This window comes from Roseibium sp. RKSG952 (assembly GCF_009711355.1).
Genome location: NZ_SMMF01000897.1, coordinates 16,574 through 39,695, shown reverse-complemented (window position 1 = coordinate 39,695; position 23,122 = coordinate 16,574). Strand labels below are relative to the sequence as shown.

The window sequence follows — 23,122 nt, the reverse complement described above, 5'->3', positions numbered from 1 at the left end:
AATGGTCCGATTTATCGGGGGCAGGTCACATGAACCCGCCTGATGGGCTCCATTCCAAAGGAAACCGGTTCAATGATGTCGCCAACCTTCCGGTCCTTGAGCGTGCGCAGAACAATTTCGGCTCGTGACGGTATTTCGACCGCCGGCTGCAACTCTCCGTCAGAAATTTCGAATTTCGGAATATGCTTCAGTTGAACATCAGAGAAGACCGTTTTCAAAGCTGCACCCGTCGGCTTGGCAACATGTTTCGATCAAGCGAATCGAAACTCCGTTGCATGCGTATAATTCTCCTCGGGCCGCAACAAGACTGTCGGAAAACCGGCATGGTTTACCGCATCTGGCCAGGCTTGCGTATCTAGGCACAGCCCGCCATGCGCCTTGTATGGCTTTCCGGCAAGTCCAATCGCAGGGTTCGAAAATCCGGCGGCATCATAGACCTGCAGGCCCGGCTCGGTCGTCCAGACTTCCATCCGGCTGTCACCGCCCGAACTCTCAAGAGCAGCCGCGAATTCGACCGCGTCCCGGCGCGACGGCGCCAGACAGAAGCAATGGTCGATGGGGTCAGCCATCCGGCCAGCCTTGCCGATCGAACGCCCGTCCTGAAAATCCAGCGGCGTCCAGGCCACGTTCCGGATTTCACCCGTCGGGATCTTGTCGCTGTCGACCGGCAAATAGCTGTCTGCCGCAATCTCGAGGCTGTGACCAAGAACCGTATCGCTCTGGTCCAGATTGAAATAGCATTTCTGTGTCAGATTGACGGGTGTCGTCTTGTCGGTCGTGGCCGTGATTTTCACCCGGAGTGCGCCGGCCCCGGTCAATGTGTAGCGCACGAGCGTCTCGATCCGGCCTGGATACCCCTGATCACCATCCTCCGACACAAGTTTCAGAAGAACGCTGGCCTTGTCACTTTGCTCAAGATTCCAGATCTGCCGGGAAAAGCCGCCGCGACCGCCATGCAGATGAGTTGTCCCGTTTTCATTCAGATCCAGCTGGTGGTGCTGCTCATCTATCTTGAGCTTACCGCCTGCGATCCGGTTCGCGCACCTTCCCACAATCGCCCCTACATGGTCCGTATCGGCCATGTAGGCGTCAAGCGTATCATACCCCAGAACAACCGGACATCCATTGAACCTGAGGTCACGGATGATGGCACCGAAAGTCAGGACACGCGCTTCAAGCGGGCCTTTCTTCAACGTTATTTCCTGAACGGGACGGCCGTCCGGAAGCAGGCCGAACTCGCGGATCATGGGAGGACCTTTTTGGATGTCTTTGCAAATCTTGTCAGGCAGTTGGGCAGGCGGCTCTCTGCCGTCCGCCCACCCCGGATGCAAGGATATCAGAGCGTCTGATTGTATTCCCCGACTTCCTCATTCTCGCGGAGAACCCCATCGACAGCATGGAACATCTCGTGGAGACGCTCCTTCGAGGCAGGGCTTTCCACGACCACGACCAGCTCCGGCTTGTTGGAGGACGCCCGCACCAGACCCCAGGTGCCGTCTTCCGTCACCACCCGCACACCATTGACGGTGATCAGGTCGGTGATCGCGCTGCCGCCGACCTTCTCGCCCTTGTCTTTCATGTCCTTGAAGCGCGCAACAACCCTATCGACCACATCGTATTTGACCTCATCGGCGCATTTGGGCGCCATCGTTGGCGAGCCCCAGGTCATCGGCAAATCGCGGCGCAAGTCCGCCATCGTCTTGTCCGGGTTGTGGTCGAGCATGTCGAGGATCGCAATCGCGGAAACCAATCCGTCGTCATACCCGCGGCCGATCGGCGGGTTGAAGAAATAGTGGCCCGACTTCTCGAAACCGACAATGGCATCGAGTTCCTTCACCCGGCGCTTGATATAGGAGTGACCGGTCTTGAAATAGTCGGTCTTGGCTCCGTTTTGCTTGAGAACCGGATCGGTATTGAACAGGCCGGTTGATTTCACGTCGACCACAAACTGTGCGCCGGGATGCCGGGCGGAGATGTCACGGGCCAGCATCACACCGACCTTGTCGGCAAAGATCTCCTCGCCTTCGTTGTCGACGACGCCGCAGCGGTCGCCGTCGCCGTCAAAGCCCAGCCCGACCTCTGCGCCCGTTTCGAGAACCTTGTCCCGAAGCGCATGCAGCATCTTCATGTCTTCCGGGTTCGGATTGTAGCGCGGGAAAGTGTGATCCAGTTCCGCATCAAGCGGGATAACCTCCGCGCCAAGCGCCTCCAGAATCGCCGGTGCAAATGCGCCTGCCGTCCCGTTGCCGCAGGCCGCAACGACCTTGATCGGCCGCTTGAACCTCGCGCGGTCAGTCAGGTCCTTCGCGTAAACTTCCGGGAAATTATCGACAAAGCGGTAGCTGCCACCACCCTTGAGATCAAACTTCGCTTCCAGAACAATCTCTTTCAGCCGCGCCATCTCGTCCGGACCAAAGGTCAACGGGCGCTCGATACCCATCTTGACGCCGGTCCAGCCATTGTCGTTGTGAGACGCGGTGATCATGGCGACAGCCGGCACGTCCAGCGCGAATTGCGCGAAATACGCCATCGGGGACAGCGCGAGACCGATGTCGTGAACGTTGATGCCTGCAGCCATCAGCCCGTTCATGACAGCCATCTTGATCGACGCGGAATATCCGCGGAAATCGTGTCCGACGACGATTTCGGGCCGGACCCCACGCTCGTGCATGAGGGTACCGATCCCCATGCCAAGAGCTTGCATGCCCATCAGGTTGATTTCTTTTTCAAAAAGCCAGCGCGCATCATACTCGCGAAAGCCCGTCGCCTTCACCATCGGCTTGGATTCATAGGCGAGGGTATTCGGCATCAACGCCGCTTCGGGCTTCAAAAACATTGAGGACCTCTTGAACAACTCAGGATTGATTAAGTGAAACCAGGATCGGAAAACGCGCGGAGCTTATTGGACAAGGATCATTGTGTCATCCAAAATGTCGACTTCCTCCAGCTTTCCAAGAGCCGACATTCCCAATAGGGGCACCTGCAAAACACCGTCTTTCAAAACGATTGCTTCGACATTTTTGAGGCTGATTGGACCTAATCCGACGGTCTCCACAGTCGCCATTGCAGCTTCCTCCTTGCCGTTGGACGTCCACACCTGCCTATCAAAGTCGGCGTTGGTCAAATCGATGCCGATCTGACTTGCAAGGCTTGAGGTCAGCGCGATGGTCGCGGCACCCGTGTCTACAAGCATGGTGACCGGTTGCCCGTTGAGGGAAGCTTGCGCAAAAAACTCACCGCTTCGGGATCGAGGGATTTCGTAGCTCGGAGCAGTCGTTTCGAGACCCGATCCGGACATGATCAACTCGGACACATGGATGCCGATTCCGGCGCGTTCGAGACCATAAAACACGAACGGCGCAATCAACATGAACCAGACCATGACCCAAAGCAGACGCGTCATGCCGCCCCAACACACTCCCTAGCATCGACCAACTTGAAGGTCCGGGTATATGGACTCTGCCAACTCGATGATTTCCGTTTTTCGAGGCGCGCTTGATTGTGCACCGACCGCACGGCAAGCAAGACTTCCTGCCGCCACCGCACGGGCAAGCGATCTGCCGGTATCCGCCCCGTCAGCGAGGGCGGCGGCCATGCTGCCGCAAAACGCATCCCCGGCCCCGGTCGTGTCGACAACGCCGGTTTTCGGTGCCGGCAACCGGTAGACCTGTTGACCTTGGCGTGCGATCACCCCTTGACCTCCCAAGGTAACAACATGCAGCCTGTCCGGATGGCTAAGCGCAGCAAGAAATGCTTCAGGATCTTTGGGCAGGTTGAGCGCATTTGCGAGATGCGCCGCCTCGCCTTCGTTAACGATCAGCACGTCAACGTCATGGATCAATGATGCGTAACGCTGGTCCGGTACCGGCGCCGGATTCCAGAGAACTTTTGCACCTCGTTCGCGGGCAACCGGGAAAGCCTGTGCCACATGTTCCAGCGGCACCTCACCTTGGGCAACCAGCCAGACACCTGCCTCGAGAAAACCGTCCAGCCATGCGACATCCACAAGGGCATTCGCGCCGTTCGCGGCAATGATCTGGTTTTCACCGGATGCATCGACCCCGATGAAGGCCAGCCCCGTGGTTCCACGCAAACGGCGTACACCGCTTGTATCCACACCGGCCGTGGTCAGGTTTTCCAGCGCAAGATCCGCAAAAGCGTCATCGCCAACCGCTCCGACCATCCTGACGTTTCCGCCAGCCAGGCATGCCGCGTAAGCCTGATTGCTGCCCTTGCCGCCCGGAAACATCTTGTGATCCGGGCCGCTCACCGTTTCTCCCGCTTTGGGCAGGCGCGGCACAGGTACAACGAGATCCAGGTTAATCGAGCCGAAAACAGTGATCATGGTGTTGCTCTTGGCGGTTAGATCGCGCGGTGAACAGACACGTTACCGCCGAAACGAAAAAAGCGCACGGAGTAATACCAACCGCCCGGATTATTGTCCCTTTTGACCTGGTTTTCCGCCGGTTCGGCAAGGAGAGTTTCGAAGGACGATAAGGGCATCTTTCGAGACGCCGGACGCCGTCCGAACCGTCAGAAATCCGGGCCTGCAATGGGCAAGGGCCGCTGTCGGGCGTTGCTACACCGCTTTCCCGGCCAGAATGGCCGCGCTGCGCCTAGCCGACAATCGCCTTGCTCCCGTCAAAAGGGTCAATTATCCGGACGAATGGTATCATCCATCCGCCTTTGATATCTTTCGAACGCCGGGGCTTACTTTGTGCCGTACATCCGGTCGCCGGCATCACCGAGACCCGGAAGGATGTATCCCTTTTCATTCAGTCGCTCGTCGATCGAGGCCGTGTAGATCGCCACATCCGGGTGCGCTTCGTTAAACTTCTTCACCCCTTCCGGGGATGCCAGCAGGCACAGGAAGCGCAGATTGTTGGCGCCCTTGTCCTTGAGTTTTTGAACAGCGGCAATCGCGGAGTTTGCAGTTGCCAGCATCGGGTCGACCACGATCACGAGCCGCTCATTCAGGTCTTCCGGAGCCTTGAAGTAGTATTCGACCGGCTCCATGGTCTCCGGATCACGGTACATGCCGACATGGGCAACGCGTGCCGAGGGAACCAGTTCGAGCATGCCTTCCAGCAAGCCGTTGCCAGCCCTGAGAACCGAGGCAAACACCAGCTTTTTACCGGCAAGTGTCGGCGCCTGCATTTCGGCCAGCGGCGTTTCGATGGTCTGGCGAACCAGCGGAAGATCCCGGGTCACTTCGTAACACAAGAGCGTGGAGATTTCGCGCAGGAGACGGCGGAATCCCTGGGTCGAGGTACCCTTGTCGCGCATGATGGTGAGTTTGTGCTGAACCAGCGGATGGCTGATGACGTTGGCTCCGGACATGTCTGCCTCTCTTCTTTGGGCCGGCAGAAATCTCCGGCCAATCCTGATTGGTAAAGTCTTAGCCTGCTATGCCCCGAATGGCAGCCAAAAAACACCCCCCGGGTTCATGTTTCTGCCGAGGCGCGCGAGGAGTTCAGGATTTTTCACCAACAGAGCTTGCGCAAGTGGGCGGGTTCCCGCTTCCAGAATACAGGCGAGCGGCAAATCTTCCTCGCTGACTCCAAGGTGTCCACGAACCATCCGGGCAAGGTCATCGGTCAGGATCATCGTGGACGCACGCAGTTCCGCAGCCAATCTGGCAGGGTCTGCCGTCTCACCGGTATTGATGATCAAAACTCCGGCGTCGACCATAACCGCCGCGTGATCGGCATCCGACGGAGCGGGCAGTTTATCCAGTTCGCTCAAACCACAACCGGTCCACCCAAAGGGTTCGATCATGTTCAAACACATGGCTGCGGCCGGCAAATGGAAAGCGACACGCTCCCCATCTGCGCCGGTATCCTCCATGGAGGCTGGCCAAACATCCCCGAGAATCCGGTCGCCGATTTCTGCGCCACCATCCCAGATTGGAGCGAAACCGTCGAGCACCGCATCGAACAGGGTACCGACCGGCAACACAGGGCCTACCATAGCTATGCGGGCCTGCTCCATCAGGATGGCCGGGCGGATCTCCTGCCCGTCCTCGAACAGATCCGGGCGCAGCGCGATGATTTCACCAAGGCGATTGAACTGGCGAGCCAGCTTTTCGGCAGTCCCGGCATGCGCTTCGCCGCCGAACTGAAAGCCGGTCATGACTTCGTCCTGGGTGATGCGGCTGAGTGCGAAGGCGTCGGCCCGGAAGGGGTCGGCGGGATCGGAAGAAAAGGCACCGCTTGCAAACATGACAGCGGCCGCAACAGGCCCGGCCTGCCGGCCTTCCATACGCTCTCCGGAAAGTGGATCGAGAAACGTCCAGTCTTCGGGCATTAAGCCGTCTGCAAGCGTACACATCACTGCCAGATCGGCAGCTGCACGAAAAAATGCCTGTTCGGTTTCAAATGCACGGGAACTGGTCAGGATGCCAAAGCGATCAATCCCGCCACGCTCCATGGACCGCCAGCAACTGTCCGGGGGGATTTGAAGATCGGGATAGTTTTCCCGGATTTTCTTCTCAACTTGCTCAGCCAAATCGGCCAGCTTGACCTGCTGCAGACGAAGCGTTCGAAGCGATCCGCCTTCAACCAAATCCCGCATTCGATTGACCCCAGCATGAAATTGTCCGGAACTGAGTATATCGCCAGTTGACCGTTCCTGTGTCATTCGCTCAGGCATCAAGTTTTTCCTTCGCGCTGTCCAGCCGGACGCGCAGCCTTTGGCGGGTCGCCTCGTCACAAAATGCGGCTTCAATGCCGGTTAGGGTCACGTCAAGCTGATCCTCGAACGACCAGCCGAAGGTTTCTGCGACCGAAGAATACTCCTTGCCGAGCGTCGTGCGGAAGAATGGCGGATCATCGGAGTTGAGTGTAATGCGAACCCCCTGCCTGCGCAGCAGGTTGACGGGATGAAACCGCAGAACAGGATAAACACCAAGCGCGGTGTTTGAGCCCGGGCAGACTTCGAGAACGATCCCCTCCTCGACAAGCCGCCGGACAAGGGCCTTGTCTTCAATCGCCTTTACACCGTGACCGAGGCGGCTCACACCCAGGAACTCCAGCGCTGCGGTCACACTTTCCGCGCCCCCGAATTCGCCCGCATGTGCGGTCAGGCCAAGCCCGGCTTCCTTGGCCATCCGGAACGCTTTCGCAAAATTGGCCGGATGCCCCTCCCTCTCATCCCCTGCGAGACCAAAACCGGTCACCATGGGATGTTGAAAAGCCAAGACCTCCTTGATGACCCGTTCGACCGAACCGGCTCCGAAGTGGCGCACGCCGATCGCGATCATCCGCCCCTCGATGCCTGTGTCGATCTTGGCGCGCTCGATCCCGGCCGCAATCCCCTCGACATAGGACTGATAGGACAGCCCGCCTGCACGGGCGTGATCGGGAGAGATGAACACCTCGCCATAAATCGCGCCTTCCGCTGCCAGCATCCTGAAATACGTTTCCGCCAACAGCCCGTAATCCGCCGGGGTGCGGAACACGGAACTCGCCAGATCATAGGCTTTCAAAAAACTGGTGAAGTCTGACCAGATGTATTTGCCGTCCGGGCTGATAATGCGCGAAACATCGATGCCATCGCGCTCCGCCAGACGTTTGACCAAAGAGGGCGGCGCGGCGCCTTCAATATGACAATGAAGCTCCACCTTGGGCACGGATACCCGTGTTGTTGTCTTGTTCTCTGCCATTCATTCGTGCCTGACATTGGCTCCGCCGCGCCCGGCCGGAGCATTAACTCGTGGGTTCAAATCCGCGCATCGGCTTGTCCTCCGCCCGTTGCAGCCAGTTGTCGGCAGACCACACGGCTTCGCCATCGACCATATGCACCGCATAGGCATGGCGGGACTTATCGGAAGTGTTCGGCGCTGACTTGTGCGGCACCAGACCATGCAGAATGACCAGCGTGCCTTTCGGCGCGATCAGCGGCGCATGCTGCTCGTCCGGCGCAATCGGCGTATCGTCCAGCGTTTCCATGACGAGATCATCGCCTTGATAGTGAAAACGCTTGCGCAACGGATCGGTGTGCCCGCCCGGAACGCCGTAGAGACCGCCATTGGTGTCATCCGCATCTTCCAGTGCAAACCAGAAACCCGTGCAGGTCATCGGGTCCGTGTAGAGGAAAGTGGAATCCTGATGGCAATTCACTTCCCCGCCGATATGGGGCGGCTTGAAGATATACATCGACTGGGCCAGCAGCGGGTTTGACAAACCCAGATCACGCGCTGTACGTGCCATCTTCGGATCGCGGGAAAAGGCTTCGAACACCGGATCCTCGTCATGCAAGGCATGGCCGACCTTGTTCAAGGCCTGATGCTTGTCCTTGGTGAGCTTGCCCGCATCGTCGAACGCCTTTTCCTCGAAGAAGAAACGAATGCTGCCACCGCTTTCGCGGAAGTAGGCGTCCCTGGCGTGTGTCTGGCTGCCAGTCTCAAAGACGGAGGCGACGCTTTCGGGTTCAAAGGCATCAATCAGGTCGGCCATTCTTGCCCGCAAGGCATCGCAATCTTCAACCGACTTGTAGCCCTCGAGGATCAAAAAGCCGTCTTGCGCATAGGCTTCTATCATTTCCCCGGTGAGATGACCGTCTTGTGTCGCCTGAAAACTGCGAGCCTTCATGTTCGAACTCCTCCGCCTGATGGGTACATATTCAGATAAAGCTTGTTCCGTGTTTGCCCGGTGCAATGCCGAGATGTTTGGCAAGCGTTTCGCCAATATCCGCATAGGTCTTGCGCCCGCCAACCGGCCGGCCGTCAATACCCGGACCCGTGCCGATCACCGGCACATGCTCGCGCGTATGATCGGTACCGCGCCATGTCGGGTCACATCCGTGGTCAGCGGTCAGGATCAAGAGATCGCCGTCTTTCATGGCAGCAATCATTTCCGGCAAGCGGCGGTCGAAGTGTTCCAGTGCCGCGGCATAGCCCGGCACATCCCGGCGGTGACCGTAAAGCGAATCGAAGTCGATGAAATTGGCGAACACCATGTCGCCGTCACCAGCAAGGTCCATCGCTTCCAGCGTCTTGTCGAACAGCTGGTCGTTGCCGGCACCTTTAAGAACCCTGGACACACCCTGATGGGCAAAGATGTCCGAGATCTTGCCAATCCCGTAGACCGTGCGCCCGGCCTCGGTCAGCCGGTCCAGAACGGTCGGTTCCGGCGGCAAAACCGAATAGTCCCGGCGGTTGGCCGTACGCTCGAAACTGCTGGCGTCCTCGCCGGTAAAGGGCCGCGCAATCACCCGGCCGATGTTGTACGGATCAGCGAGCTCACGAGTGATTTCACATAGCTTGTAGAGCCGCTCCAGACCGAAATGGGTTTCATGAGCGGCGATCTGGATCACGGAGTCGGCCGACGTGTAGAAAATCGGGTGGCCGGTGCGGACGTGCTCTTCGCCCAGCTCCTCAATGATCACCGTGCCCGAGGCATGCTTGTCGCCAAGAACCGCTGTTATATCCGACTTGGCGATGATCGCCTCGATCAGTTCGGCCGGAAAGGTCGGAATCGTTTCGGGAAAATAACCCCAGTCGAAACAGACCGGAACACCGGCAATCTCCCAATGGCCGGATGGCGTGTCCTTGCCGTTGGACACTTCTTCGGCGTGCCCCCAAAGCCCTTCCGGAGCGCCAGCGAACTCCAGGCCGGGAACGGTCTTGCCGGTCGAGCCGCGTGCAGCAGCTCCAAGACCAAGCCTGTCCATGTTCGGAACATGCAAAGGTCCGGAGCGCAAGCCCTCGCGGTCACCCTTTCCTGATGCGCAAGCCTCGGCAATATGGCCCAGCGTGTCGGAGCCTGTGTCTCCAAAGTCTCCCGCGTCGGCAGCGCCCCCAATCCCAAAACTGTCCAAAACGCACAGAATCGCACGAGCCATAGTCTGGTCCTCTTTATGGTTGCCGGCATCAGGCCGGAAAGCGCCGGGCCTGTTGTGGCCCGGCGAAGGGTCGGTTCACGCGGCGATCCGCTCGACGACGCTCGGATGGTCCGGCACGTGTGCTGCCTCCCCGATCGTGTAGGCCTGACGCACGGCAGCAGCAGCAGCGTGGGCGGCTTCCTCGCTGTCGGCATGAACGATAGCAAGCGGGGCATCCGCATCCACCGTGTTGCCGATGCCTGCCAGATTGGTCAGACCGACAGTCGGATCGATGACATCAGCCGCGACCCGGCGTCCGCCGCCAAGAGCCACAACCGCAATGCCGACTGCGCGCGCATCGACACCCGTCACCACACCCTCATGCTCGGCATAGATCGGTGCTTCGACCTTGGCCTTGGGCAAATAAAGCTCCGCCTTTTCCATGAAGTCCACAGGACCACCCAGAGCAGACACCATCTTGCCGAAGACTTCCGCCGCACGCCCGCTTTCAAACGCATCGCGCATCTTGTCCGCGCCTGCTTCCGCGGTGTCGGCCAGACCACCAGAGGCAAGCAGCTCACCACCCTGCGCGACCGTGACATCCCATAAACGGTTGTCGATCGCAGTCCCCTTCAGGAAGTCGACTGCATTTTGAACTTCAACCGCATTTCCTGCTGCCGAGGCGAGCGGCTCGTTCATGTCGGTGAGAAGTGCCGTGGTTTTAAGCCCTGCTCCATTTGCAACCAGCACAAGGCTTTCAGCCAGAGCACGTGCTTCTTCAAGCGTCGCCATGAACGCACCAGTGCCCCACTTGACGTCAAGCACCAGTCCCTGAAGACCCGCCGCCAGCTTCTTGGACAGGATTGAGGCAGTGATCAGATCGATGCTTTCAACCGTTCCGGTCACATCCCGGATGCCGTAAAACCGCTTGTCGGCAGGAGCAAGATTGCCGGTCTGGCCGATCACGGCACAGCCGACTTCCTTGACCACTTTCTTGAAAAGGGTGTTGTCCGGCTGGGTCTGGTATCCCGGGATGCTGTCGAACTTGTCGAGCGTGCCGCCGGTATGACCGAGGCCGCGTCCCGAGATCATCGGCACCGCAGCACCACAAGCCGCAAGGGCAGGTGCAAGCATCAGGGAAACGTTGTCGCCGACCCCACCAGTGGAATGCTTGTCGAGCACAGGCGCTTCAATGTCGGACCAGTCGAGCACATCGCCGCTGTCGCGCATGGCAACGGTGAGCGCAACCCGCTCGTCAACAGTCAGGCGCTTGAAATAGACAGCCATCGCCAAGGCGGCAACCTGACCTTCACTCACACTGCCATCGGCCAGGCCTTTCACGAAAAACGCGATTTCTTCCGGGCTCAGCTGGCCGCCGTCTCTTTTTTTACGAATAATTTCTTGTGGCAACATGGGCTCAGTACCCCTCTCCAGCCGATGCGTTGGTTCCGTCGAGCGCTCCGATCAGCGCGTTGAGCAAGCCGCTCGCGCCAAAGCGGAAAGTCTGCGCGGAAACCCAGTTGTGTCCGAGAATCCTGTCGGCAAGCGCCAGATAGGCTCCGGCCTCCTCGACCGTGCGAATTCCGCCTGCCGGCTTGAAACCGACATTCTTTTGATGATCGCGCCGGGCTTCTTCAATCGCCGTCAGCATGATTTCTGCCGCTTCCAGCGTGGCATTGACTTCGACCTTTCCGGTCGACGTCTTGATGAAGTCCGCGCCCGCACCGATGGCAATCTGCGATGCCATGTGGATCAACAGCGGATCCCTGATTTCACCGGTCTCCAGAATCACCTTCAGGATCGCCGGGGCCGGGATTGCCGCCTTGACCTGAATGATCTGTTCTTCGGCAAAACCCTTCCGGCCGTCCATGAAGGCGCGGTACGGCATCACCAGATCAATGTCGTCAGCCCCGTCTTCGACGGCTTTTTTCGTTTCTGCGACAACGTCCAGTGTCTCCGTTCCGCCTGCGGGGAAGTTGACGACCGTCGCCACACGAACGCCAGTTCCTTTCAGCTCGCGGACCGCCTGAGCGACGAACTGCGGATAGATGCAGACAGCTGCCACAGTGCCATGGGCAGTGACGGCTCGCTTGCACAAGGCAGTAATGTCTTCTGCAGTGCAATCATCATTCAGATTGGTCAGATCGACCAGCGGCAGAGCGCGCCTCGCAACGTCGGCAAGATCAATCGTTTCGGTCATTGCCTACTTCCTTCACAAAAGCCCGGACCAGTTCCTTCATGCGGTCCATGCCAACTTTCGCCATGGTCTTGGTTTCGTCATGGGAAAGCGCGTGGGCCTGAAGGCCTGCACCGTAGTTGGTGATCACCGACATGGCTGCAACGCGCATCCCCAGGAACCGGGCGATAATCACTTCCGGAACCGTCGACATGCCAACCGCATCGGCGCCGAGCAGCTTTGCCATCCTGATTTCGGCCGGTGTCTCGAAGGACGGGCCGGAAAACCACATGTAATTGCCCTCGGCAACCGGGTCGCCGGTTTCTTCGGCCACCTTCTTCATCGCTGCCCGCAGGTCTGCATCATAGGCAGCGCTCATATCAAGGAAGCGGCTTTCATCCTCTTCCCCGATCAACGGGTTGAGACCCGACCAGTTGATGTGATCGGAAATCAGCATCGGGCTGCCGGGTGCCACTTCCTCGCGCAAGGAGCCGGCCGCATTGGTTGCCAGCAGAACCTCGCACCCCAGTTCCTTCAGCGTTTCGACCGGCGTGCGCATGATTTGCGCATTGCCACTTTCATAATAATGGGCACGCCCCGACAGGATCACGACCGGAACCCCGGACATGGTGCCCGCAACCAGCTCGCTGGAATGCGATGTCACGGTCGAAACCGGAAACTCGCTGAGTTTCGTATAGGGAATACGGACAGCGTCCTCGACTTCCTCGGCCAATGAACCGAGGCCGGATCCGAGGATCATGCCGATGCGATAGGTACCCGGACGGGCTGCGCGGACGATCTCCGCGCATTCACGACCAAAACCGCTCATGGAGGGTCAGTCCTTCTTGTCTTCGAGTTCAAAAGCAGCCGGCAACAGCTCATCCATCGTGAAGCTTTGCCGTATGCCGTTCAGATCGGCCACGTGAACAACAAGGTCCTTCGTGGCAAATTCCTTCAAGCGCTGGCGGCACATGCCGCAAGGCGTGCAAAGCGCGGCATCTCCAATGACCACGGCCTCCGCGATTTCGCGGTAACCGGCGGCAATCATCGCGCCGACCGCACCACCCTCGGCACAGACGCTGACCGGATAGGAGGCGTTTTCAACGTTGCACCCGGTGAAAACCTTGCCATCGGGCGTGCGCAAGGCCGCTCCAACCAGAAAGTTGGAGTAAGGCGCATAGGCTTTTTCGCGCGCCGCCCTGGCCGCGTCGAAAAGAGCATCGAGGTCGCTCATGAACGCTCCTTCACATAAGGTATACCGGCAGCCTTGGGCGGGATCGCCTTGCCGATGAAGCCGGCGAGCAGAATCACCGTCAGAATGTAGGGCAGAGCCTGGAAGAACTGGACCGGGATTTCACCGATACCGGGAATTTCCTGCCCCTGCAGACGGATGGCAGCCGCGTCGAGGAACCCGAACAGCAGACAGGCGAACATGGCGTTGGCCGGTTTCCACTTCGCGAAAATCAACGCGGCCAACGCAATAAAGCCCTTGCCGGCCGTCATGTTGCCGATAAAGCCGGAGGACTGGGCGGTGGAGAGGTAAGCCCCCGCAAATCCGCACAAGACACCGCACAGGATCACCGCGCGATAGCGCAGCCAAGTCACCGAAATACCCGCCGTGTCCACGGCCGCCGGGTTTTCGCCTACCGCGCGCAAACGCAGGCCGAAGCGGGTGCGGAACAGCGCCCACCATGTCAGCGGAACGGCAACAAAGGCGGCATAGACGAGAATATTGTGCCCGGACAAAAGTTCCGAATAGATCAGTCCGACTACCGGAACGTCGCGCACCTGATCGGCAAATGGCAGCACGATCTCGCGGAAGCGGCCATCGCCGGTCAACGGCGGTGTCTTTCCGCCCCGGCTGAACCAGGCCTGTCCGAGCAATGTCGTCAAGCCGGCAGCGAGAAAGTTGATCGCCACACCGGAGACAATCTGATTGCCCCGGTTGGTGATCGAGGCAAAGCCGTGGATCAGGGCCAGTCCGACTGAAACGGCAATGCCCGCGAACAAGCCGATAAAGGCGTTTCCGGTCAGATAGGCGACGGCTGCAGCACCAAAGGCCGCGCCGAGCATCTTGCCCTCGAGGCCGATATCGACAACACCGGATCGTTCGGAAAACAGCCCTGCCAGACAGGCCAGCAAAAGCGGGGTCGCGATCCGAACGGTGGAATCGAGGATCAGGATCAGGGTTTCAAACATCATTCAGCTCCTTGTCCTGATCAGGCCGCCAACGGGCGGTTTGCGGCGAACACCTGCACAAGCAGCGGACGGAACATGTACTCCAGCGCACCGGCAAACAGGATCACCAGCCCCTGGATCACGATAATCATGTCACGGGTAATGGCCGGGATCTCGAAGGAAAGCTCCGCGCCGCCCTGATAGAGCATGCCGAACAGAACGGATGCGAGAATGATCCCCACCGGGTGGGCACGGCCCATGAGCGCAACAGCAATTCCGACGAAACCGTAACCGGAAACGAATTCAATCAGCAGCCGGTGCTGGGAACCCATGATCTCGTTGAGTGCCATCATGCCCGCAAGGCCGCCGGAGATCATCATGGTGATCACGATCGTCTTGACCGGAGAAATTCCGGCATAGACGGCTGCGGTCGGGTTCGAGCCGAAGGACCGGATTTCAAAACCCAGACGCGTCCGCCAGATCAGAAGCCAGACGCCAATGCAGGCAATCAGCGCAATGATCAGGGACAGGTTGACCGGTGCGGTTCCAAACCCGGCTGCCGGAAACAGGTCGTTCAGCATCGGCAGGGTCCCGCCAGCTTCAAACGTGCGGGTTTCCGGCTGCATCGATCCGGCTTCTCCAATCACGTTGACCAGCAGATAGACCATCAACGAGGCAGCAATGAAGTTGAACATGATCGTCGTGATCACAATGTGACTGCCGCGCTTGGCCTGAAGCCAGGCCGGGATGAACGCCCAGGCAGCTCCCATCAGGGCCGACCCGAGGATCGCAAACGGCATGGTCACCCACCAGGGCACGAACCGGTCAAGTGCAAGACAGGCAAAAGCAACACCAAGACCACCGACATAGGCCTGCCCCTCACCGCCGATGTTGAACAGCCCGGCGTGAAAGGCCACGGCCACTGCAAGTCCGGTAAAGATGAAGTTGGTAGCATAGAAAAGGGTAAAGCCGACGCCTTCCCCGTAGCCGAGCGAGCCCCAAAGCAAAACCTTGACGGCGTCCCAGGGATTTTCACCGATCAAGAGAACGACCAGACCGGATACAAGAAAGGCCGCTGCGAGGTTTATCAGGGGTATCAGGCCGAAATCGACCCAACGTGGCAGTTGTCCGGCGCTCATGACGCTTCTCCTTCTACACCCGCCATCAAGAGACCAAGTTCGCCTTCATCCGCATCGCCTGCACGTTCTCCGACAATCCGGCCATCAAACATGACCAGAACGCGGTCCGAGAGGCCGCGGATTTCATCAAGCTCGACCGACACCAGCAAGACGCCCTTGTCTTCGTCACGCATCTGGATGAGGCGTTTGTGAATGAATTCGATTGCACCGATATCGACACCACGGGTCGGCTGGCCGACCAGCAAAACATCCGGGTCACGTTCGATTTCGCGCGCAAGAACGATCTTCTGCTGATTGCCGCCGGAAAAATTGGCCGTCTTCAGCATCGGGTTGGGCGGACGGACATCATACTGTTCCATCTCGGCCACGGACGCTTTCTTGATCGCTTCGAGATCAAGCAACATGCCCCTGGAATATGCCGGGTCCCGATGGTAGCCGAGGATCGCGTTTTCATAAGCCGCGAAGCTGTTGATCAAACCCATGCGATGTCGGTCTTCGGGCACGTGGCCCATTCCGAATTCGCGCATTTCGGCCGGGTCGGTGACCTCCTTGCTCAGGTCGATCGTGCGCCCGTCGATTTCCAGTGTTCCGGTTGTCGCCTTGCGGATGCCTGCCAGCGTTTCCAGAAGTTCGGACTGACCGTTGCCGGAGACACCGGCAACGCCAACAATCTCGCCCGCCCGCACATCGAAGGACACATCCTTGACGACCTGAACGCCGCGGCTGTCGGTAACGGTGAGATTGCGGACCGAAAGAACGGTCTGCTTCGGCTTTGCGGCCTCCTTCTCGACATTCAACAGCACGCTGCGGCCAACCATCAGCTCCGCAAGTTCGGACATGCTGGTTTCGGCCGTTTTGCGAGTTGCCACCATCTCGCCGCGGCGCATGACAGACACCGTATCGGTGATCGCCATGATTTCGCGCAGCTTGTGCGTGATCAAAAGCACCGTCTTGCCCTGGTCGCGCAAGACTTCCAGGATCTTGAACAGGTGATCGGCCTCGGCCGGTGTCAGCACGCCGGTGGGCTCGTCGAGAATCAGGATTTCCGCGCCCCGATAGAGCGCCTTCAGGATTTCGACGCGCTGCTGCAAACCAACCGCCAGGTCCTGAACAAGAGCGTCGGGATCAACTTTCAGCTCGTATTCCTGTTCCAGCCGCTTCAGTTCGCCCCTTGCGTTGTCCACGCCGCCGCCCAGCAGCGAACCGCCTTCGGCTCCCAGAATGATGTTCTCAAGGACGGAAAAATTGTCGACGAGCATGAAGTGCTGGTGGACCATGCCGATGCCGAGCGAAATTGCCGCCTTTGAATCAGCAATCGTGACCTTCTTGCCATCAACAAGAATGTCGCCGTCATCTGCGTGGTAAAACCCGTAGAGGATCGACATCAATGTGGACTTACCGGCGCCATTTTCGCCGATAATTCCGTGAATCGACCCCTTCCCGACGACAAGATCAATGTCCCTGTTGGCATGCACCGGACCAAAACGCTTGTTGATCTTGCGCAGCTCAATCGCAGGCGTATTGGTCATACCACCCCCCACGGCTGTTGAAACCCAGTTATCATTTTTTATTGTCCGTTTTCGCCCAAGCGCCCTAAAGCACAGGGCAAGCCCCATCCGTCATGATGTCGTGAACGCGAAGCGTTCCATCCGAAATCGCTGCACCGGCCTTTTCTGCCGCCCGTTTCAGATCATTGCTGACCAGTGCCGCATTATTTTCGTCCAGCACCCAGTCCATGCCGCCTTCTTTCAGGCCCAGCACATGGATACCGTTGCGGAAACCACCGTTCTCAAAGGAGGTGAAACTCTCATAAACTGCCACGTCGACGCGCTTGCGAATGGACGTCAGCACGTAGCCGGGATGCAGGCCGTTTTGATTGGAATCGGTTCCGATCCCCAACACGCCGGCATCGGCTGCCGCCTGCAGGACGCCAACCCCAGTTCCACCAGCTGCCTGAAGAATGACATCGGCTCCGCGCTGAATTTGGCTGCGTGCCAATTCTGCTCCGCGCGCCGGATCCGCGAACGCTGCCGGTGTGTCCCCGGCCATGTTGTATAGCACCTCGACTTTTGGATCAGCCGCAAGCGCGCCCATCTGATAGCCACACAAGAAACGCCGGATGATCGGAATGTCCATGCCCCCGACAAAACCGATCCTGCCACTTTGCGATGCTCCTGCTGCCAACAGACCCGCAATATAGGCGCCCTCGTTTTCCTTGAAGACGTAGGAGGCAACATTCGGCGCCTCGACCACCATATCAACGATCGCAAAAGACGTTTCTGGAAATTCTTTCGCCACGGCGGCAACCGCACTCGCCTGATTGAACCCGATGGCAATGACCGGTTCGTAGCCCCGTCCGGCAAAGTTTCGGAGCGCCGGCAGGCTTTGTGCATCGCGCTGCAGTTCAAACTCCCGCACAGGCTTTCCGGTCTCGGTCCTGTACCGTTCAACACCCCGAAAGGCGCTTTCATTGAACGATCCGTCGAACTTGCCACCCACCGAGTAGACAATTGCAGGCTCGGCTTCAGCCAGGCCGACCATGCTCAGTAAGACCGTCAAGCTCGCAGCGAGTGTTCGCAGGTTGATCATTGAAAAACCACCGGACAGGTTTCGGGGAAGCCCAGGAAACGGCCCGCGCCACAAGCGCGGGCCGCCATGTCACATCAGAACGGGCAGGTCTGGTCTGCCATGTAGTCGTGAACGACGATTTCGCCGGATACGATCTGGTTGGTTGCCTGTTCGACAGCTGCCTTCATTTCATCGGTGATGAGTTCGGCATTGTTCTCGTCAAGGGCCCAATCAACGCCGTTTTCGGACAGGCCGAGAACTTCAAGGCCAGATTCGAAAGTGCCGTTCTGGGCATCCTGGAACGTCTGGTAAATCGCGTTGTCAACACGCTTGGTCATGGAGGTCAGGACCGAACCCGGGTGCAGGCCGTTCTGGTTGCTATCAACGCCAATCCCGAGCTTGCCGTTATCCGCAGCAGCCTGCAGAACACCGATACCCGTACCACCGGCTGCGTGATAAACGACGTCCGCGCCACGGTCGAACTGGGACTTCGCGAGTTCACCGCCCTTGACCGGGTCATTCCATGCCGCGCCGGTCGTGCCGGTCATGTTTTCAAACACGACAGCATCCGGATTGGCCGCAAGGACGCCCTGCTTGTAGCCGCAAGCGAACTTGCGGATCAGCGGGATGTCCATACCGCCGATAAAGCCGACCTTGTCGGTTTCGGAGGCCATGGCTGCAAGCATCCCTACAATGTAGGAGCCTTCCTGCTCCTTGAAGACGATGGAGCGGACATTCGGCAGGTCGACAACCATGTCAACGATAGTGAACTGTGTGTCCGGAAACTCCTTGGCAACCTTCTCCAGTGCATTGGCCTGGGAGAAGCCGATGGCAACGATCGGGTTCATACCGCGGCGGGCGAAGTTGCGCAGCGCCTGCTCCCGCTGAGCATCGTTTTGAAGTTCAAAATCGCGGTAGGCAATTCCGGTTTCGTCCTTGAACTTCTGTGCGCCGGTATAGGCAGCCTGATTGAAAGACTCGTCGAACTTGCCACCAAGATCGTAGAGCACTGCAGGCTTGATATCATCGGCAAATGCGGTTGTAGACAGAGCAACGCCCGCAAGGAGCGTGCTGATTGTCAGGAGCTTCTTCACTCTTATGTCCTCCGACATGTGAAACCGGCCATCGGTTCCTTCACTGGTTCCCCAAAGCGATGCGCAACCTTGTCAGGCTGAACGCACCAGCTGCTTTCCGATCTTCGCGCGCATAGCCCTCACAAGAGTTTCATCCGCAATCAGATCGGTAATAACACCGGCCCGCAAAGCAGCCAGGGTGGCTTCCGCCTTGCTTTCACCACCCGCCAGTGCAATCACGCGTGCACCCCGGACATCCTCAAAGTGGAGCCCAACGGCACAATCTCCCAAACCGGTTGCAACCAAACTGCCATCCAGCGCCAGAAAGCGGCCCATCAGATCACAGACCGCGCCATTTGCGGCCAGTTCAACCTGCTCCGGTCCGGAAATCATCCCTCTTTCAATCAAATGCCCCTCCGGGTCAACGGACCCGATACCGACAATAAAGACATTTGACTGACGGGCCCGCTGAATCAGGTCCTGAACGCTGCGCTGCGACAGGAATACATCCTTTTCATCCCTGTTTTCGGCAAAATACGGAACTGGAAGGTAGTATCCCTCGCCACCTGTGCGTTCCTGGAGTTTTTGCACGACATCATAGGGGTTTGCCGCCAGAGTTCTGGTCAGGGACCCGCAAATGGACATGATTTCCAGATCCTGGCGCGCAATCCGCGGCATTGCCTCGACTGCAGCCTTGAGCGTGCGCCCCATGCCGACCCCGACCCTCTGGACCGTGTCCGAGGTCAGAACGGACTCCAGAACATGCGCAGCCAAAGACGCCACAGCCCGCGTGGCGATTGCCTGTTCGCCACTTCCAAGATCCGGCGCAATGATGCAGCTTGTCAGGGAGTATTCGCGGGACAGCTCGTCTTCCATTTCCAGGCACTCGACAGGACGCCCTTCGATCGTAAACTTCACGAACCCTTCGCGTTGCGCATGCGCAATCAGCCGGTGAACCTTTGCGGGCGACATTCCCATTCTTGATGCGATTTCGCCCTGGGTTTGCCCTCCAATAAAGGAAAGCCACGCGGCACGAATCGCGAGATAGTTTGTCCAGTCGTTGTCACGCGCCTGCATCCGGCCCGCTTCTCCCTGTCGTTTCCACCTCTGGCGGCTATTGATACGCGATCAAGCCACCCACGCCCCTCACGGCGCACCACCTCAACAGCCCCTGACTGAAACAGATCAAAATTTTTTTCACCGAGTGAGGATTTATTCAAAGCTGCCCGCAAATGACCCAAGCGTCAACCCAAAACCCCGCAAAAATTCTAGGCAACCAGAATATTTTTGAACAATTTGTGACAACCCGGCTAGCCATCTGAAATCACAGTTAATTTTCCCTAGCGGAAGATGTTTAAAAAAACAAAGTATTGCCATCGAAACTTTAATGTGAAGAAAAACAGGGCAAATCAAAATAGAATGCACCTTGTGCGCTTCTGATTTTGCCGTTTAAATGTGAATCAATAAAATTCTTTTTAGAAGCTTCAAAACTCCCGTAAAGAAAGGGAATTCTACGCTTCAGAGAAAAGAAAACACAACTGAAACGAAACGGAGAGAAGTTCGAATTTAGAACAATAAGGGGAGACGTACTGAAAACATATTAGGTGATCGAAGGAGAACCTGACATGCGTCTCGTAAAAACAGAAAAAACTGGCCGCTCTGTGCACTGGCCCACAATTGCAGCACTCGCCTTCCTGGTTCCAGTGCTTCTCACCGCATTGGGTGACGCAAAAGGTGCGGAACCCGAACATCGACCTTTGATGTCATTCGAGTATGACCCGTCAAGCGAAGTTGATGTCGAGCTCGTTCTTGCTGTTGACATCTCCCAGTCGATGGATACGGACGAACAGGAAGTACAGCGAGCCGGTTATATAGCTGCGCTTACATCTGAAGAGTTCTTGAACGCTGTACAATACGGCCCGACCGGGCGTATTGCTGTGATCTACATGGAGTGGGGCGGCGTCGATGAACATTTCCTTGTCGCCGACTGGACGGTGATCAAGGATGCAGCAACAGCAAGGATCTTTGCCGGCCAGATCGCCGAAGCCCCCTTGCGTCAGGTTCAGCGGACATCAATTACCTCCGCCCTTACAAAGTCCGTCAGTCTGGTCAACGAAAACGCCTATCAGGGTTTGCGCAGGGTCATCGATATTTCCGGAGACGGCCCGAACAACCAGGGAGGATCGGTCACCAAGGTCCGCGATCACCTCGTGTCTGCGGGCATCACGATCAATGGCTTGCCACTGATGATGAAGACCTCCACCAACACCTGGCAGGCCATGCTCAATCTGGACCACTATTATGAGGACTGCGTGATTGGCGGCCCCGGCTCCTTTGCCATCCCGGTTAAGTCCAAGGATGGGTTTGCAGATGCGATCCGGATGAAGCTGGTCATGGAGATCGCGGGTCTCACATTTGATCGGCCAAGCTTTCATCCGGTCGCAGACCGGCGCCCGGTCCGCTGCGACCTGTTTGACTAGGCCCACGGAGAAGCCGTTCGGGACTGACAGGAACTCCGCTGCGGCTTCAGGACATTTAATCTGCGGCTGCCCGGGCACCTGACGCGGGTTTTGCTGCAGCCTGCGCGAAAGTTTCCCTTGGAGGCTTTGCGGGGACACTTACGTGGGATAACACGGGCATCGACCCTGTTCCGGCGTGGAGTTGCCCAATCATGACCAGTCGCCCGCTTTTGGCCCTTGTCGCCCATGATGCCAAGAAGGATCTGATGATCAACTTCGTACGGCGCAATGTCGACAAGTTGGTCCATTTCGATCTCGTGGCCACAGGCACCACCGGAGGGCGCATCCTTGAGGCCTGTCCCAGCCTGTCGCTCACCCGGCTCAAAAGCGGTCCGTTGGGCGGCGACCAGCAGATCGGTGCGATCATTGCGGAAGGCAAGTTGAGCGGCCTGTTCTTTTTTGCAGATCCCCTGTCGCCAATGCCCCACGATGTTGATGTCAAGGCCCTGATGCGGCTGGCGCTCGTTTATGACCTGCCCATGGCGTTAAATTTGGCAACCGCGGAAATTCTCCTTCGCTCTGCACGCTTAACCGGTTTAAAGACTAGCTCTTCAACACCGGAAGTCAGCAAAGCCGCCTCATGAGTTTGAACACAAGAAAGCCCGTCACCTTTCCGTTTCCCGTTCTCGTCGCAGATATTGGCGGCACCAATGCGCGCTTTGCGGTAGTTCATGGTCCAGACGCCGCAACAGACATTGTCGCGACAACCGCAACAGCCGATCACGCCTCAATCATTGAGGCCATCCGGTTGGAAGTTTTGCCCAGCATCAAGGAAAAGCCACGCTCGGCCATTCTGGCCGTCGCAGGCCCGGTGACCGGAGACCGGATTCCGCTGACAAATGCCGCCTGGGTGATTGAGCCTCTGGCCATGATCACCGCTCTGGAACTGGAAAACGTCGTCGTTTTGAATGACTTCGAGGCCCAGGCACTTGCGCTGCCGGGCTTGTCGGGGAGTGACATTGAACAAGTTGGCGGAGGCAGCGCCCTGCCGGGCGCAACAAAGTTTGTGCTTGGCCCCGGGACCGGCCTCGGCGCGGCTGCGATGATCCATGCCGCCGAAACATGGATCCCTGTTCCGGGCGAAGGCGGACATGTGGAACTCGGGCCGGTCTCTGACGAGGATTACCGGATCTGGTCGCATATCGAGAAGGTCGGCAACAGGCTCGGCGCCGAGCAGATCCTGAGCGGCATGGGCATGCCGCGTCTTGCTGCGGCTGTTGCAGCCGAGAGGGGTGTGAATACGCACTATCCTACCGCAGCCAGCATCACGGGCGCTGCGGCGAACGGAGATGCAATTGCGATCAAGACGCTTCAGTTGTTCGCCAGTGCGCTCGGACGGGTGGCAGGCGATTTCGCCTTGACCCTTCTGGCACGCGGCGGTGTCTATTTGACTGGTGGCGTAACACCAAGGATCGCTGATTATCTCATGGACGGCCGATTTCGTGCCGCCTTCGAGACCAAAGCGCCTCATGACGCGTTGCTCCGCTCTATCCCGACGTTCATCGTCCGTCACCCGAACCCGGCGCTTGAGGGATTGGCAGACTACGCAAGGCACCCGGACCATTTCGCTGTCTCCCTGGACGGGCGCCATTGGCAGGGTTTGTCCGGCCAAGGCAGATTGACAGTCTGACGTCAGGCCAATTGAGA

General features: G+C 58.3%; 22 protein-coding genes. 3 read left to right on the top strand and 19 right to left on the bottom strand.

The window, feature by feature from the left end; all coding sequences use genetic code 11:
* Positions 1–251 precede the first annotated feature (251 nt).
* The 19 genes from E1297_RS15980 to E1297_RS15890 form a co-directional block, all read right to left on the bottom strand.
* On the bottom strand, positions 252–1,247 hold the full coding sequence (locus E1297_RS15980; RefSeq protein WP_155139927.1) for an aldose epimerase family protein: 996 nt from the start codon (positions 1,245–1,247) through the stop codon (positions 252–254).
* A gap of 89 nt (positions 1,248–1,336) precedes the next feature.
* Positions 1,337–2,836 carry a phosphomannomutase/phosphoglucomutase gene (locus E1297_RS15975; RefSeq protein WP_155139925.1) on the bottom strand — a complete coding sequence of 500 codons (1,500 nt, stop codon included), beginning with the start codon at positions 2,834–2,836 and terminating at the stop codon, positions 1,337–1,339.
* A 63-nt stretch (positions 2,837–2,899) separates the two neighbouring features.
* Positions 2,900–3,403, bottom strand: a complete 504-nt coding sequence (locus E1297_RS15970; protein WP_155139923.1) for a TIGR02281 family clan AA aspartic protease — start codon at positions 3,401–3,403, stop codon at positions 2,900–2,902.
* Positions 3,404–3,421: 18 nt separating this feature from the next.
* Entirely contained in the window at positions 3,422–4,345 is a 924-nt protein-coding gene (locus tag E1297_RS15965; protein ID WP_155139921.1) for a ribokinase, read from the bottom strand.
* Between the two features lie 365 nt (positions 4,346–4,710).
* Complete coding sequence (gene upp, locus E1297_RS15960; RefSeq protein ID WP_155139919.1) at positions 4,711–5,340, bottom strand: uracil phosphoribosyltransferase; 630 nt, start codon at positions 5,338–5,340, stop codon at positions 4,711–4,713.
* A 66-nt stretch (positions 5,341–5,406) separates the two neighbouring features.
* Positions 5,407–6,573, bottom strand: a complete 1,167-nt coding sequence (locus E1297_RS15955; RefSeq protein WP_196223329.1) for a DUF1688 family protein — start codon at positions 6,571–6,573, stop codon at positions 5,407–5,409.
* Between the two features lie 70 nt (positions 6,574–6,643).
* Positions 6,644–7,663: an adenosine deaminase gene (locus E1297_RS15950; protein ID WP_155139915.1), complete on the bottom strand. Its 1,020-nt coding sequence runs from the start codon at positions 7,661–7,663 to the stop codon at positions 6,644–6,646.
* Between the two features lie 43 nt (positions 7,664–7,706).
* A complete protein-coding gene (locus tag E1297_RS15945; RefSeq protein ID WP_155139913.1) occupies positions 7,707–8,591 on the bottom strand; it encodes a phytanoyl-CoA dioxygenase family protein in 885 nt (294 codons plus the stop codon).
* A 31-nt stretch (positions 8,592–8,622) separates the two neighbouring features.
* The gene (locus tag E1297_RS15940) at positions 8,623–9,843 is read right to left on the bottom strand and encodes a phosphopentomutase (protein ID WP_155139910.1); all 1,221 of its coding nucleotides are present in this window, start codon (positions 9,841–9,843) and stop codon (positions 8,623–8,625) included.
* Positions 9,844–9,918: 75 nt separating this feature from the next.
* Positions 9,919–11,235, bottom strand: a complete 1,317-nt coding sequence (deoA, locus tag E1297_RS15935) for a thymidine phosphorylase (RefSeq protein WP_155139908.1) — start codon at positions 11,233–11,235, stop codon at positions 9,919–9,921.
* Positions 11,236–11,239: 4 nt separating this feature from the next.
* Positions 11,240–12,022 carry a deoxyribose-phosphate aldolase gene (gene deoC / locus E1297_RS15930; protein WP_155139907.1) on the bottom strand — a complete coding sequence of 261 codons (783 nt, stop codon included), beginning with the start codon at positions 12,020–12,022 and terminating at the stop codon, positions 11,240–11,242.
* Positions 12,006–12,827: a purine-nucleoside phosphorylase gene (locus E1297_RS15925; RefSeq protein WP_155139905.1), complete on the bottom strand. Its 822-nt coding sequence runs from the start codon at positions 12,825–12,827 to the stop codon at positions 12,006–12,008. The genes deoC and E1297_RS15925 overlap by 17 nt, the downstream gene beginning before the upstream one ends.
* A gap of 6 nt (positions 12,828–12,833) precedes the next feature.
* Positions 12,834–13,232: a cytidine deaminase gene (cdd, locus tag E1297_RS15920; RefSeq protein WP_155139903.1), complete on the bottom strand. Its 399-nt coding sequence runs from the start codon at positions 13,230–13,232 to the stop codon at positions 12,834–12,836.
* Positions 13,229–14,197, bottom strand: coding sequence for an ABC transporter permease (locus tag E1297_RS15915; protein ID WP_155139934.1), 969 nt, complete (start codon positions 14,195–14,197; stop codon positions 13,229–13,231). Before E1297_RS15915 ends, cdd begins: the two co-directional genes overlap by 4 nt.
* 20 nt (positions 14,198–14,217) lie before the next feature.
* The gene (locus E1297_RS15910) at positions 14,218–15,315 is read right to left on the bottom strand and encodes an ABC transporter permease (RefSeq protein ID WP_155139901.1); all 1,098 of its coding nucleotides are present in this window, start codon (positions 15,313–15,315) and stop codon (positions 14,218–14,220) included.
* Positions 15,312–16,844, bottom strand: coding sequence for an ABC transporter ATP-binding protein (locus tag E1297_RS15905; protein WP_155139899.1), 1,533 nt, complete (start codon positions 16,842–16,844; stop codon positions 15,312–15,314). Before E1297_RS15905 ends, E1297_RS15910 begins: the two co-directional genes overlap by 4 nt.
* A gap of 64 nt (positions 16,845–16,908) precedes the next feature.
* Positions 16,909–17,904 (bottom strand): BMP family protein, encoded by a 996-nt coding sequence (locus E1297_RS15900; RefSeq protein ID WP_155139897.1) that lies wholly within the window; start codon positions 17,902–17,904, stop codon positions 16,909–16,911.
* Between the two features lie 74 nt (positions 17,905–17,978).
* Entirely contained in the window at positions 17,979–18,977 is a 999-nt protein-coding gene (locus E1297_RS15895) for a BMP family protein (protein WP_368669581.1), read from the bottom strand.
* A 72-nt stretch (positions 18,978–19,049) separates the two neighbouring features.
* Complete coding sequence (locus tag E1297_RS15890; protein WP_155139893.1) at positions 19,050–20,033, bottom strand: sugar-binding transcriptional regulator; 984 nt, start codon at positions 20,031–20,033, stop codon at positions 19,050–19,052.
* A 548-nt stretch (positions 20,034–20,581) separates the two neighbouring features.
* Between E1297_RS15890 and E1297_RS15885 the strand changes: the two genes are divergently transcribed.
* From E1297_RS15885 to glk, 3 genes are all read left to right on the top strand, one after another.
* The gene (locus E1297_RS15885) at positions 20,582–21,436 is read left to right on the top strand and encodes a DUF1194 domain-containing protein (RefSeq protein WP_368669580.1); all 855 of its coding nucleotides are present in this window, start codon (positions 20,582–20,584) and stop codon (positions 21,434–21,436) included.
* 191 nt (positions 21,437–21,627) lie between these two features.
* Positions 21,628–22,059 carry a methylglyoxal synthase gene (locus tag E1297_RS15880; protein WP_155139892.1) on the top strand — a complete coding sequence of 144 codons (432 nt, stop codon included), beginning with the start codon at positions 21,628–21,630 and terminating at the stop codon, positions 22,057–22,059.
* Positions 22,056–23,105, top strand: coding sequence for a glucokinase (gene glk / locus E1297_RS15875; RefSeq protein ID WP_155139890.1), 1,050 nt, complete (start codon positions 22,056–22,058; stop codon positions 23,103–23,105). The genes E1297_RS15880 and glk overlap by 4 nt, the downstream gene beginning before the upstream one ends.
* The last annotated feature ends 17 nt before the right edge of the window (positions 23,106–23,122 follow it).